12 protein-coding genes are annotated in these 13435 nt (G+C 62.4%); 4 read left to right on the top strand and 8 right to left on the bottom strand.

The genetic code is table 11. The features are described from left to right. Window positions 1-12 precede the first annotated feature (12 nt). From GGU46_RS21135 to GGU46_RS21115, 5 genes are all read right to left on the bottom strand, one after another. The gene (locus GGU46_RS21135; protein WP_183405514.1) at window positions 13-1131 is read right to left on the bottom strand and encodes a c-type cytochrome; all 1119 of its coding nucleotides are present in this window, start codon (window positions 1129-1131) and stop codon (window positions 13-15) included. A gap of 140 nt (window positions 1132-1271) precedes the next feature. Then, window positions 1272-2342 (bottom strand): YeiH family protein, encoded by a 1071-nt coding sequence (locus tag GGU46_RS21130; RefSeq protein WP_215906430.1) that lies wholly within the window; start codon window positions 2340-2342, stop codon window positions 1272-1274. A 225-nt stretch (window positions 2343-2567) separates the two neighbouring features. Then, the gene (locus GGU46_RS21125; protein WP_125433172.1) at window positions 2568-2969 is read right to left on the bottom strand and encodes a hypothetical protein; all 402 of its coding nucleotides are present in this window, start codon (window positions 2967-2969) and stop codon (window positions 2568-2570) included. Window positions 2970-3095: 126 nt separating this feature from the next. Beyond that, window positions 3096-4007, bottom strand: a complete 912-nt coding sequence (locus GGU46_RS21120) for a LysR substrate-binding domain-containing protein (protein ID WP_125433173.1) — start codon at window positions 4005-4007, stop codon at window positions 3096-3098. A 53-nt stretch (window positions 4008-4060) separates the two neighbouring features. Further along, complete coding sequence (locus GGU46_RS21115; protein WP_183405513.1) at window positions 4061-7159, bottom strand: Tn3 family transposase; 3099 nt, start codon at window positions 7157-7159, stop codon at window positions 4061-4063. A gap of 138 nt (window positions 7160-7297) precedes the next feature. Here GGU46_RS21115 and GGU46_RS21110 point away from each other — a divergent pair, with 138 nt between their 5' ends. After that, window positions 7298-7912, top strand: a complete 615-nt coding sequence (locus tag GGU46_RS21110) for a recombinase family protein (protein ID WP_183405533.1) — start codon at window positions 7298-7300, stop codon at window positions 7910-7912. A 208-nt stretch (window positions 7913-8120) separates the two neighbouring features. Here the strand turns inward: GGU46_RS21110 and GGU46_RS21105 are convergent, their stop codons facing one another. Together GGU46_RS21105 and GGU46_RS21100 are read right to left on the bottom strand one after the other, a co-directional pair. Beyond that, window positions 8121-9002 carry a helix-turn-helix domain-containing protein gene (locus GGU46_RS21105; RefSeq protein WP_183405512.1) on the bottom strand — a complete coding sequence of 294 codons (882 nt, stop codon included), beginning with the start codon at window positions 9000-9002 and terminating at the stop codon, window positions 8121-8123. Between the two features lie 96 nt (window positions 9003-9098). After that, on the bottom strand, window positions 9099-9392 hold the full coding sequence (locus GGU46_RS21100; protein ID WP_183405511.1) for a putative quinol monooxygenase: 294 nt from the start codon (window positions 9390-9392) through the stop codon (window positions 9099-9101). A 519-nt stretch (window positions 9393-9911) separates the two neighbouring features. Between GGU46_RS21100 and GGU46_RS21095 the strand changes: the two genes are divergently transcribed. The 3 genes from GGU46_RS21095 (at window position 9912) to GGU46_RS21085 (ending at window position 12845) form a co-directional block, all read left to right on the top strand. After that, entirely contained in the window at window positions 9912-10319 is a 408-nt protein-coding gene (locus GGU46_RS21095; protein ID WP_089334453.1) for a GlcG/HbpS family heme-binding protein, read from the top strand. A 93-nt stretch (window positions 10320-10412) separates the two neighbouring features. Beyond that, window positions 10413-11642, top strand: coding sequence for a formaldehyde dehydrogenase, glutathione-independent (gene fdhA, locus GGU46_RS21090; RefSeq protein ID WP_089334450.1), 1230 nt, complete (start codon window positions 10413-10415; stop codon window positions 11640-11642). 291 nt (window positions 11643-11933) lie between these two features. Next, complete coding sequence (locus tag GGU46_RS21085; protein WP_167855343.1) at window positions 11934-12845, top strand: AraC family transcriptional regulator; 912 nt, start codon at window positions 11934-11936, stop codon at window positions 12843-12845. Window positions 12846-12898: 53 nt separating this feature from the next. Here the strand turns inward: GGU46_RS21085 and GGU46_RS21940 are convergent, their stop codons facing one another. Continuing rightward, window positions 12899-13141 (bottom strand): hypothetical protein, encoded by a 243-nt coding sequence (locus GGU46_RS21940; protein WP_089334452.1) that lies wholly within the window; start codon window positions 13139-13141, stop codon window positions 12899-12901. Between the last annotated feature and the right edge of the window lie 294 nt (window positions 13142-13435).

Genomic DNA, 13435 nt, shown 5'->3' with positions numbered 1-13435 from the left:
ACTTGAGCAAGGCTACTCGCCGCCCTTCCTGCCCACTTCCATCGCCGCGTAGGGACCAAACTGGTGTTGGTGCTGCGTGAACTGGTCGGTGTAGGGCGGGTAGGGGCAGTCGGCGGGCTTCTTTTTCAGGTTGGGGTAATCCTTTTCCAGGTGGGCCATGCGCGGCCGGGGCAGCGAGTTGATGTAGGCCGCCACGTCGTAGGCGGCATCATCGGTGAGGATGGTGTGCTCGGCCGTGGCCCCGAAGGGCATGTTGGCCTTGATAAAGCGGGCCGCCGTTTGCAGGCGGTGCATGCCGGCCCCGTCGTTGTAGCTGTCTGGCCCCCACAGCGGCGGGTACTGGTAGCCATCGGCGGCCAGCGTCCCATTCAGGTGGTCCTGGCCATTGGCCCCGTGGCAGCTGGCGCACTGCTGGGCGAAGACGATTTTGCCCTGCCCCAAATTCGCCTCGCGGTTGGGCATGGTCATTTTCACAAAGCCCTGGCCCTTCACCTTCTCCCCCACCGGCACCTGGCGGCCCAGCCATTTCATGTACGTCACCATGGCCTTCATTTCCTTCCCATCCAGCGGCAGGGGCCGGCCGTTGAGGCTGCGCGTCATGCAGCCGTTGATGCGGTCCTCCAGGGTGCTGATGGCATCCTCGCGCCCTTTGTAGGTGGGGTAAATGCCCCAGATGCCCACGTAGGGGGCCGAAAACGCCTTCTGGCCGGCCTGCAGGTGGCAGTTCTGACAGGCCAGGTTGCTGCCGGCCAGCCGCAGGGCCGGGTTGGCCACCTGCGGGCCGAGGTAGTGGGCGGTGTGGGCAATCAGCTCGTAGCCGTAGCGGATGAGCTGGCCCTCCGGGTCGGGCTTCACGCTATCCAGCAGAAAGCGGGCGGGCAGGAAGAAATCGGTTTTGCCCGCTTCGGCCCCGCTGGCGACGGCCGGTTCGCCCGCGGCGGCGGCCGTCGTCGTGGCTGGGGCATCAGCCAGCAGGTCGGGTGTTTTGGGGTTGAAGATGACGACGTAGGCCGTCACGGCTACCACCAGCACCATCAGGGCAATCACCCAGGTCAGCAGGCCGGCGATTTTGATGAAGGCCTGCTTGTCTTCCGGCTGCAGGCGAGGCGAGGGGTCGGGAGTGGTTTCCATGAGGCCAGGGAGAGAGGTGAAACAGGCGGCAAAGGCCAGCCAGCGCGCAAAACATATTGTTTTACGGAATGCAGACAGTCAATGAGTTAAATCGGACAAAGCAGGCGCTACCATTCGGCCGCTCTGCCCCGGTTAGGCAGCTATACCGTGTGTAGAATCACGTAGAGCGAGCCGGTCGAAATCACCACCCAGAGCAGGATGCCCAGCACGTAGGGCTTAATGCCCACCGAGCGCACCACCTTGGCCGACAGGCCCGCGCCGATAAAGAACAGCGTCACCGTGAGGCCGATTTTGGCCAGGTTCACCATCACCGGCCCCAGCGGCTTGGCGGCGGGCACGAAGGTATTGACGAGCATGGCGGCGATGAAGCCGAAGATGAAGTAGGGAATGGTGATTTTGACGCCTTTCTGCTTGAAAATCATGGCCGTGCCGATGGCCACCGGGATAATCCACAGGGCCCGGGCCAGCTTCACGGTGGTGGCCACTTCCAGGGCCTGGTTGCCGTAGGCCGCCGCCGCGCCCACCACCGAGCTGGTGTCGTGGATGGCAATGGCGCACCAGAGCCCGAATTGGTTCTGCGTCATGGCCAGCGCGTGGCCGATGGGCGGGAAGGCAAACAGGGCCACGGCATTGAGCACGAACACCGTGCCTAGGGCCACCGACATTTCTTCGTCCTTGGCCCGCAGCACCGGCCCGATGGCCGCGATGGCCGAGCCCCCGCAAATGGCGGTGCCGCACGAAATCAGGTGCACCACGTGCTTGCCCAGCCCCAGCCAGCGGCCCACCACCAGGCCCAGCAGCAGCGTGCCGAAGATGGAGACGACCGTGAAAATGATGCCCTCCTTGCCGGCCTGCACCGCCGCGTGGGCGTTCATCCCAAAGCCCAGCCCGATAACCGAGAACTGCAGCAGCTTGGCCGTGGCCTTTTTGGTTTGGGTCGTGAAGGGGTTGCCGATGGTCTGGGCCAGCACCAAGCCCAGGGCCAGGGCAATGGGTGGCGAGGCCCAGGGCGTAAGGCAGAACACGAAGAACAGCACGAACACCACCTGCTTCAGCGTAAAGTCCTGCCCGAACAGCACGCGGGGCGTGTGCAGGTGGCGGAAGACGCCCGTGGTTTCGTTGAATTCGGGAGCGGCCGGCTCCTGCGCCGGAGCGGGAGCAAGCGGCGAATCGGGGGCTTGCGGAGTAGCGGGATGAACCGGGAGTGCCATGAGCGGGAGGGGGTTGTTTCTGAGGCAAATATACGGCGACCCCTACGCAAAGGATTATCCAATAGTGTTATCCCGCATAACCAAAAGTTATTTGTGCCCTCAGCAGCCCATCGGCCGCGTACTGACTTTAGGAGCCAGCATAGCCATCCCACCGGCTAAAACGCCAACGGCCGGCCCGTAGCGCACGAGCCGGCCGGTGGCCATCAGTAGCGGGCGGTATTGGGCTTACAAGCCGGTTTGCTCGTCGTTCAAATCATAGACGTCGCCGCCGGCCATGCGCGGGTCATCAAGCGCATAGGCGGCTTTCTGCTCGCCGGGCGTGCCGTCTTCGGCCGCCTGCACCGCCTCCGTCGCTTGGTTCTGCTCCACGTGCCCGCGCTGCTGGCTGGGGTCGGCAATGGCTTCGGGCATGCAGTAGTGCTCGGTAGCAGCGGCGTGCTGGCCCCGAAACTCGCTGAACTCGTCGGGGTTATCGTTCGAGCCGTCGTTGGTCGGGGCCTGGTAGTGGCGGGGCGCGTGGGGGTCGGCCGGGTGGCCAAAGTCGCCGTAGTGCGGGGTGCCGTCGTGGGCGGCCTGCTCGTCGGCGGGCTGCTCATTGGTGGGGGTGGGCTGCGGGGTGTTTTCCATGAGGGTAAGCAAGTAGGATGAAGAGATGCGAACCACCCGGTCCGCGCTACGCTGCAATGGTACGTGAGCGGCTGCTAAAGTGGTATTACCAGCGGATACCGAATGGTTATCCGGCATCACCAACCTTTATTTAGCTCCCTTGAATTGCCCCTGCACGAAGCTCAGAAACCGCTGGGCCGGCCGGGCCAGCACCTGTCCCTGCACCCAGAGCGCCTCGAACTGCCGGGCCAGGTGCAGCCCTTCGATGGGCACGATTTCGAGCAGCCCGGCTGCCACCTCGCGGTCCAGGGCCCGGCGCGAGACGAAGCCCAGGGCCGCCGGTGCCGCTTCGAGGTAGCGCTTGATGGCTTCCGTATTGTCCAGGTAAAGGGCTACGGGAAGGCTGCTCAGCTTGATGTGCTGGGCCCGCAGGGCAAATTCGAGGATTTCCAGCGTGCCCGAGCCCCGCTCGCGCAACACCAGCGGGTGCGCCAGGGCTTCGGCCAGGGACAGTGGTGCGGCGGGCGGGCCGCCGGGCGTGGCGCGGCGCACCGCCACCAGCTCGTCGGGCAGCAACAGCTCGTAGTGCAGGTCGTGGCTTTTGGTGCGGCCTTCGACAAAGCCCAGGTCCAGCTCGCCGCGCAGCAGGGCGTCGGCAATGCGCTCGGAATTGGCGTTCAGGAACGAGAGCTGCACCTGCGGGTAGCGGGCCTGGAAGGCGGGCAGCAGCCCCGGCAGCACGTACTGGGCCAGGGTGGTGCTGGCCCCCAGGCGCAGGCGGCCGGCGGCCTCTTCGGGGTCGCGCAGGGCCAGGAGCTGGTCTTCGAGCTGCTGCTGGGCGGCGGCGGCGGCCTCGGCATGGGCGTGGAGCAGGCGGCCGGCCTCGGTGAGGCTCACGCGGTTGCCGCGCCGCTCCAGCAGGCGCTGGCCGTACTGGGCTTCCAGCTCGCGGATGTGCTTGGTGACGGCCGGCTGGCTCACAAACAGCTCCTGACCGGCCTTCGTGAAGCTCAGGTGCCGGGCCACGGCGGCAAATACGCGCAGACGAAAATCGGACATGGGCGCAAAGTAGGGTGTTGTTAAACAAATAGGGGAAAACCTCCGACTCGGCGCTACGCCGGTTTGCTCGGTGGCTGCCAGGTGCTGATCAAGTCTATGTCGAACGGGGCGTCGGCCGGCAGGGGCTGGTCGGAGAAGTCGTACTCGCCGTGCAGGTTCAGGTGGCGGTAGGAGAGCACCGCCGAGGGCGAGAGCGTGGCCAGTGCGGCGGCCTGCTGGTCGGGCGGTAGCCCGGCCAGGTGCTGGGAGAGGTGCAGGTAGTTCCAGCAGATGATGGCGTTCATCAGCAGGCGCTTGCAGGTGTCGGCCACCAACTGCTCGGAGCGGGTGGCGGCGTGAAACTCTTGGTTGCGCCCGTGCCAGACGGCGTGGGCGAGTCGATGAGCGCTTTCGCCCTTGTTGAGCTGTTTCTGGATGCGCTGGCGAAGCTCCACCTGGTCGACGTAGCGCAGCAGGAACTCGGTTTTGACCAGCCGGCCCAGCTCTTTCAGGGCCCGGTAGAGCGGGTGCTGGCGGGCGTAGGAGTTGAGCCGGCCGAAGAGGCGCGAGGCCTCGCTGTGGCGCAGCTTCAGGGTGACGACCAGGCGTAGCACCTCATCCCAGTGCCGGGCGATGCGCTCGGGGTCCAGGCGCGCGTCGGGCAGCAGCGTCTGGCCGAGCTGGCGGTGGGTGGACACGGGTTCCCAGCTGTAGAGCTGCTGGTTGGTGAGCTGGCGAATGCGCGGCTCGTAGGCAATGCCCAGCAGGCGGGTCACGGCGAAGATGACTTCGGTGTAGCCGTGCGTGTCGGTGCTGTGCACGTCGGTGGGGCGCTGGGCGTGGCGCAGCAGTCCCTCCAGCAAATGCGTGGCCTCGCGGTCGGCGGCGCTGAACACGGTCGAGTCGAAGACCAGCAACGTCTCGTCCACGTAGGAGTAGGCCGTCAGGCCGCGCCGGTTGCCGAAGTACTTGAACGAGGCGCTGCCGGCCAGCGAATCCACGGCCAGGTCGTACTTCTGCCCGTCGCTGCTGCTGCGGAGCACGTCGGGCGAGAAGCGGAACGCCTCGCGCAGGCGCAGCTGTCGGGTGAAGTCCAGAATCAGTTCGTTGGCCTGGCGCAGGTTGTCGAGCGTGAAGTGGGTGCTGGCCAGCCGTTGCAAGGCGGCTTCGTCCACCTGCGGGGCAACCTGGGCCAGGCGGCGTAATCCCAGGTTACAGCCGAGCCCTACCAGCGCGGCCAGCAGTTGCGACAGCGGCGGCGGGGTGCGGGCGTGTTTGCTGGGCAGCGAGCTGAAGGCTGTGTCGAAGCCCGTGAGCCGTGCCACGCTGGTGAGCACTTCGCGCAGGGGCACCACCCGGTGGCGGGGAAACAAGTGCGCCGGCAGGCGCGGCTGCTCGGCCGGCAGCCGGGGCGTGGTCAGGCGGTAACGCCCGGCCGGGGTGCGGTGCGCGTGCGGGTTGGCTGCCTCGGTCAAGTGGGCATTCGTGGCGGCGAACTGCGCCCGCAGTTGCTCCTGCATCGTCGCCTGGACTGTGGCAAAGTCGCGCCAGGCCCCCAGGCCGGCCTGTTCCAGCAGCGCCTCGCGCTGCCTGGCCCACTGCGCGGCCGGCAGCAGGTAGTGCTCGAAGGCGCGGTACTGGTAGCAGCAGGTGAAGTTGAGCTGGCCGGACTTGACAGCGGCGGCCATCTCCACCAGCAATAGGGCTTTGTAGAGGGACGTACGCAACCGGCCCTGGTCGTCGAGCACGTGGGCGCGCTGGGCCAGGGAAAGAAAGGCCATCGGCACGTGGGCGCCTAGTGCCCCGTCGTGCTGCTGGTAGTGGCGCACGGCCCGCCCGAGCTCAGCGTGGGTGGTGGCTTCGTTCACGACCAGCTCCCGCACCAGCGTCCCGAGCTTGGTCTGCAGGCGCAGCGAGGCGGCGGCCAGCGCTTCGTAGAACAGGGCCTCGCCGGCCTGCTGCTCGGTGGCCGCGCGCAACTGCTCCAGCTGCTGGTGGTCTTCGCGGAGCTGCGTGGCCGTAACCTGGTGGCGCTGCAGCAGCGCGTCGATGCGCTGGAGCTTTTGCTCGGCCGGCACGTCGGGCACGTCGACCAGGGCGCGAATCTGGGTCAGGGCTTGCAGGTGCCGGTAGCCGCGGCCGGTGACCTGGCTGGTCAGCTGCTGGGTGGCCGTGCGCTGGTGGTAGAGCGTTTCCTTGACCTGCTCGCGGCATTGGTTCACCACACTGGTTACGGTCTGCAGCAGCGTGTCGACCAGCGCATCGCCCAGTTCGTAGTACTGGTGCACCATGAAGCTGAGCAGGTAGAGGTAGCGCCGCTCGTCGCGGCGGTAGAGCTGCGCGGCCTGGGCCCGCAGCACGTACTCGGCGTAGTAGGTGATGGCCTGGTCCGACAGGTGCAGCCGCTGCCAGAGCGGCTGCAGCTGCGCGAAGAGCTGGCGCAGGGCGGCAAAATGCGTGACCCGTTCGCGGATTTCGCCTGCGCGCAGCCCCTGGCGGATGCGTTTGAGGAAGGTAAGCGGGTAGCGCCGGTCGGCCGCCGTCTCACGCGGGTCCTCCGCGTCGGCGTCGTCGGCGGCCAGCAGCCGGTCCAGCAAGCGCTGCTCGCCGGGCTGCAGGTGCTGCTGCACGCGGTGGAGCAGCCGTTTCTCAAACGCGAGCAGGGCCCGCGTGATGAGGTCGGCCAGCGTGTTGTAGGTGGGCAGCTCCAGCCGGTGCTCGTGCAGAAACAGCACCAGGTAGTCGAAGACCGTCGACGGCTTGAGGTGCTGGCTGCTCAGGCGCACGGCCTCCTGGTACAAACGCTCCGTGGCGGCCGCCTCGAAACGCGCAATACCCAACTGCTCGCACACGAGCTGCTGGTGGGCGTAGTACCGGGCATCGGCGTAGCGAAGCGGGTCAAAGCCGTCGGGTTCCAGCCCCAGCTGCTGGGCCACGTACGCCACATCGGCCGCGTGGTAGCGGGTGGCCACGTAGAAGCGCTGGCTAATCTGGGAGTAGCCCAGTTGCAGCACGAACCCGACCCGGTTGACCGGGGCCAGCATCCGGGCCAGGTGCGGCTCGGCCCACGCGGGGACGGCAAAGACCCGCGCCTGCTCGGCCGCCGGTACCAGCGGGGGCTGCTCGTAGAGGTCCCGCTCCTTTCCCAGGTGAATCCGCAGGTGCGTAGCCATAAGCTACCCAAAAGGCGATGGTGTAAACGACCGTTATTTCTACCCACCAATGATAGCGTTAACGTCCATGTAAAGGTATCGAAAACCGGTACCTTTACGAAGCGCATTTACCTTATCGCTAACCGGCCCGTTTTGCCCATGCTAGTTGGCTACGTCCGCGTCTCCACGAGCGCCCAATCGGCCGAGAGCCAGAAGAGCCTCATCGCCCGCTATCTGGTCGAGCACCGCTGGACCCTCGACGAGTGGATTGAAGTAGAAATGTCTTCCCGCCGCACCGCCGGGCAGCGCCGCCTGCCCGAGCTGCAGGCCAAGGTTGCTGCCGGTGACACGGTCATCGTCTCCGAACTCTCCCGGCTGGGCCGCTCGCTGCGCGAAGTGCTGGGCCTGATTGAAGAGTTGATTCACCAGAAGCGGTGCCGGCTGATCCTGGTCAAGCAGGGCCTGGACCTGGACCCGCAGAATCACCGCGACATGACCCACAAAATCCTGCTCACCATTTTCGCCATGCTGGCCGAGCTGGAGCGGGACTTCGTGTCCGAGCGCACGAAGGAAGGCTTGCGGGCGCGGCGCGAGCAGGGCATCGTGCTGGGCAAGCCCAAGGGTGTGGTGCAGCCCTCCATGTACGACGCCGACCGCGAGCGGATTCTGCACCTGCACGCGCTGGGCGTACCGCTCACCACCATCGTGGCCGTGCACCTGAAGTACGGCAAGTACCTCTCCCTGAAAAACTACCTGGCCAAACTGCAGCGGTAACCGAGCCGAAATGCCGCCCCCTAACCGGACGACTCGGAGGTTTTACCCTATTTGTTTAACACCACCTAAATTACCTATATAATTATAATTTTTTTATATACTATGCGCCGTATGGGGTCTCTTTGGGAGCCAGCAGCCTATAGAAGAAAGCCTGCGGTCTGGTTGAGAAAAACGATTTCTCCAGCCAAACGCTAGCAGCTCAACAGCGCTAGCTTTCTTCTGCTTTTGCGAACCCAACTGATTCACGAAAAAACTGCGGCGATACGGCCGTATTTTTCTTGAAGAAGCGGCTGAAATAGTATTCATCCCCGAAGCCCAGCGCGAAGGCGATAGCCTTGACGGATTGACTGGTTAGGTACAGTTCGCGCTTGGCCTCCATAATGATTCGCTCCGTGATGAGTTGGCTGAGCGTCTTCTGATAATGGGACTTGACTAGGCGCGTTAGGCTTCGGGCGGGAACTCGTAACAGGTCGGCATACGCCCCGGCCGTGTGCAGGTGGCGGTAGTGCGTATTAATGGCATCTTGAAGTTGCTGCAGGAGCCAGGGCTCCCGGCCAGACGGGTTCTGCTCGGTGCCTAACGCGGGCTGTGCAGTACGAATACGGATAGCTTTCAGCAAAAAGAGCTTCAGATATAATACGATGGACTCTTGTTGGGCTACCTCTTGACGCCGTACTTCCTCTTGCATCACAGCTGCCAGGGCGGCAAATTCACGCACCGCCTCTGGTGTAACCGGGAAGAAGGGCGGCTCAAAAATGGTGTTGAACAAGATGCCATTGCTAGCTACCTCCTGCTGATGCCGGTAGATGCAGAAAAAGTCGGCATGAAAATCCAGGACCAGGCCCGCTACAGCGGTGCTGGCTTGGATAGTGTAAGGTTGGTACGGGCCAAAACAACACAGCGTACTGCCAGCAAACAGGTAGGTGGCAAAGTTGGCGCGTAGCTCGCCGCTGCCCTGCGTAAGCAGAATGAGGGAGTAATAATTATTGCGTTGTAAGTAATTAAACGGGGTGTCGTCGCTAAAGGAGTAGCTTCGAAACGCTAGTTCACCCGTGTGCGGATGAGTTAGCAGGAGACAGTCAATCGCCATCGCGTGAGGAGAATACTAGCTAGCCAACTGGACGAACTGCCCGCCAGCCCCTAAAGCGACCCATGCCTGGGCATAGGTCGCTTTAGGGGCTGGTAATTATTTGGCAGCCAAGATAGCTACTTGTTCAATGACAGGCGGCACGGCCAGCAAGTCGGCCGCATGGGCCATCAACGCAGCGGCAATAGGGCCGTTAAGATGCGCCTGCCGGCCTGCTTCATCCGGAAAGGTATCAAAGATACCGAAGGTGGCCGGCGCCAGCTGAATAGCATACCAGGTTATGGTAGCCGGCTCTTGCTGAGCCAGGGGCAGAGCGCCCGTCAAAAACTCGAGTACTGCCTGCTCTTTACCGGGCTTCGCTTCGAGCCGGACCAGCAATCCTACATTCTTCATGGAAGTGGGGGTTGGGTGAATTGATATAACAAAGGTACTGCCTCTCTGAAAGGATTAACATGGACGGACGCAACTAGTGGCTGGACAAAAAGACCATATCCTCAGGATTCTCTACTAGCGAGAGAACATGACAAAGGTCCCTCGGCGGCCTACCCCCGTGCATTATCATAGGGGAAGAAGTGCGGGCGGTGAGGCCTGAAAACAAGGTGTTGCCCCAGGGGCTAGCGCTTTATAGCCAGCCAAATGAAATGAGGAGGCCGCCCCTAAACAACTCGGCGAGGTGCCTGCGAATGCCGGGCCAGGGTACGCCACGGCTGCCGCCGCACCCGTCGGCCTCAGCGCCCGGTAACAACCAGCCCCAGACTAGGCGGAGGGGACTAGCACTATCCTCGCAAAGTACTGCATAATCCTAGCAATCTTATGATTTGGCGCAACCGTCCAGTAGGGAGCCTGGTTCATACGGCAGCCTGCTACCCCGGCTGGCCTTGCTACATTCCCACCTTATTCCCCTCCACACCCATGGGTATTTCCCTCGAACAGGCGCAGGCTGCCGTGCAGGCAGCCTACCAAAAATCGCTCGAAATAGGCGTCAAGATGAACATTGCCATCGTCGATGCCGGCGCCAACCTCGTGGCGTTTGCCCGCATGGACGACGCCTGGCTCGGCTCACTCGACATTTCGATTAAGAAGGCTAAGACGGCCCGCTTCTTCGATATGCCCACCGGTGACCTTGGCCAGGCCAGCCAGCCCGGCGGCCCGCTCTTCAATATTGAGGTCTCGAACGGCGGCCTCATCACCTTCCCCGGTGGCCTGCCCATCAAGGACGGCAGCGGCAAAATCATCGGCGCCATTGGCGTCTCGGGCGACACGGTCGAGAACGACCATACCGTAGCCGAAGCGGGCTCAAACGCCGTGGCCGGCCAGTAAGGCAGCGTTCTCCATGTTCAGGAAAAAGCGGCGGGCCTGGCTGGCTGGGCCCGCCGCTTTTTCCTTTTATTCTCTAAAACCACCCAACTCAATATGGCTAGCAACAGAGGCGTTGTTTACCTGGGCCCCGGCAAAGTCGAGGTGCAAAGCATTGATTTTCCTGAGCTGAAAAACCCCAAGGGCAAGAAGATAGTCCACGGCGTGATTCTGAAGGTCGTATCCACCAACATCTGCGGCTCCGACCAGCACATGGTGCGCGGGCGGACCACGGCCCCCGCCGGCCTGGTGCTGGGTCACGAAATCACGGGCGAAGTCATTGAGGTAGGGGCCGACGTGGAATTCCTCCAGGTGGGCGACCTCGTATCGGTACCCTTCAACGTGGCTTGCGGCCGTTGCCGCACCTGCAAAGAGCAGCAAACCGGTATCTGCCTGACCGTGAACGAGGGCCGCGCTGGTGGTGCCTACGGCTACGTGGACATGGGCGGCTGGGTAGGCGGCCAGGCCGAATACGTCATGGTGCCTTACGCCGATTTCAACCTGCTCAAGTTTCCCAATAAGGACCAGGCGATGGAAAAAATCCGCGACCTGACCATGCTAAGCGACATTTTTCCCACCGGCTTCCACGGCGCCGTAAAGGCGGGCGTGGGCCCTGGCCGCACGGTGTACGTGGCCGGCGCGGGCCCGGTGGGCCTGGCTGCCGCCGCGTCGGCGCAGCTGCTAGGGGCCGCAGTGGTGATAGTAGGCGACATGAACAAAGCGCGCCTAGCGCACGCCCGCTCGTTTGGCTGCGAAACGGTAGACCTGAACGAAGACGCCAGTCTGGCCGAGCAAATCACCCAGATTTTGGGCGTGCCCGAAATCGACTGCTCTATCGACTGCGTGGGCTTTGAGGCCAGCGGCCACGGCGCGCAGGCCAAGGTAGAGGTGCCGGCTGCCGTGCTCAACTCGCTCATGGAAATCACCCGCGCGGGCGGTGCCATCGGCATCCCCGGCCTGTACGTCACTGACGACCCCGGCGCCAAGGAAGCCGCTGCCAAAACCGGTAACCTGAGCATTCGCTTCGGCCTAGGCTGGGCCAAGAGCCACTCCTTCCACACTGGCCAAACGCCCGTGATGAGCTATAACCGCCAGCTCATGCAGGCCATTCTCTACGATAAAATCCAGATTGCCAAGGCCGTGAATGTGGAAATTATCAGCCTTGACGACGCGCCGAAAGGCTACGCGGAATTTGATAAAGGCGTGGCGCGCAAGTTTGTGATTAACCCCCACAACCTGATTCCGAGCACCAAACCAAAAGTCAAAACCGAAACGGCCGCTGCCTAGGTAGCTCACCTGCTCAGCTCTCAGCCGGACTGTCTCTAGGGGTGGTCCGGCTGTTTTGGTAAGGCAAAGGACGTTTTTTGGCTGGCGCGGATGGGGGAGGCGTTTGCCAATGGCCGCCCCCGGCCGGCCCAAAAAGCAGGGGCTTGCACAAGGCGCGCAATCGGTGGCAGTCTCCTCGCCAAGAACATTTTTGGCCTGCCGACAGGTTATTAGGGCGCCCGCCGTTGCGTAAGCTTCGCATTGGTCGCTGCCATCCGCCTTCTTTTCCACCTGCTTTTCGCCCCTGGTCCCTTGCTGCCTTCCATCCCGCTCACTGCCCCCCACGAGTTCACCACGCTCATCGACCACCGCCGGGTGCAGACGCTGGAGAAGTACGAGCTGAGCATCCTCGAAACGCTGGCCCCCGGTGACCAGGTAGCGCAGTCGTACAGCGACCTGGTGCTGACCAACATGCTGCGCGGCAAAAAAGTAATGCACCTGCGCGACCAGCAGGCCTTTGCCTACCTGCCCGGCCATACCATGGTCGTGCCCCCAAACCTAAAAATGCTGATTGACTTCCCCGAGGCCTCTGACGAAACGCCAACTCAGTGCGTAGCCCTGGCCATCGACCGGCTGCAAGTCATCGACACGGTCAATTACCTCAACGCGTTTTACCCGCGCACCGACGGCGAGCCGTGGCACCTCAGCCTCAGCCAGCACGCTTTTTATAACAACGAAGAGATTACAGCCCTCATCATCAAGCTAGTACGCATTGGCTTCGATGGTTCCCAGAACAAGGACATGCTGGCTGACTTTGCGGTGAAGGAGCTGCTGCTGCGCCTCATGCAGCTGCAGCGCCTGCACCTGACCGAGCACAACACGGCCGTGCTGGCCTCCTCCAACCGCTTTGCCCACACCCTGCAGTACATCAAGGAGAACCTGGCCCAGAAAATCAGTGTCGAGGAGCTGAGCACGCAGGCCTGCATGAGCCAAGCCAATTTCTTCCGCGCCTTCAAGCAGGAGTTCGGCCTCTCGCCCATCGACTACATCATCAAGGCCCGGATGCGGCTGGCCAAGCGCTGCCTGCAAAACCCTGCCATCAGCATTACCGAGATTTGCTTCAAGGCAGGCTTTAGCAACCTGGCCTACTTCACCCGCATGTTTCGACGGTTGGAGCACATGACGCCCACTGAATACCGGGCAATTAGCCAGGGCCACGCGTAAGGGCAGCCGAGCAGGCGGCGCTGCCAGGGCGAAGCTCAGCCGCTTGGCAATGCTTATAGCTGCCGCCCCACACGGCTCAGCCATTCGGGCGTGCTACCCAGGTAAGAGGCAATAAAATGCTGCGGCACTTGCTGCGCGATACCGAGGTACTTGCGCAAAAAGTGCTGGTAAGGCTGGAAATTCGCAAAGCACTCATCGGTAAGCGGCATGTGAGCCTGCAAGTGTGCCCGCAGAAAGTGATAATCAGCCGGAGAATCCAGGCGCTGGAGGTAGTGAAAGCCATGAGTTTGCCACACTATAAGCCATGCACCACAGAACTACCGCCGTGTCAATGAAGGTGCAAAAAGCTAAAGCTTGGGCGTTGCAAACGAGTCGGAGTAGGTATGGTATTTTAAGATATTATATAGTCATAAATAATTATTAAAAATCGAACTCAAACAGTCAATGAGATTCTGTATTAACTCACCCCAAATAGGTTGCAATGAGTAAACAACGTCGCTACTTTGACCAGTAAAGACCTGATAAGATTCAGTTATCAGGTCCTAATCAAAACAGGGCCAAGGCTCTGTATTCATTACTTATCGCATTGG

This window comes from Hymenobacter latericoloratus (assembly GCF_014199535.1).
Classification (GTDB): Bacteria; Bacteroidota; Bacteroidia; order Cytophagales; family Hymenobacteraceae; genus Hymenobacter; species Hymenobacter latericoloratus.
This window is presented reverse-complemented; position numbering and strand designations above follow the sequence as displayed.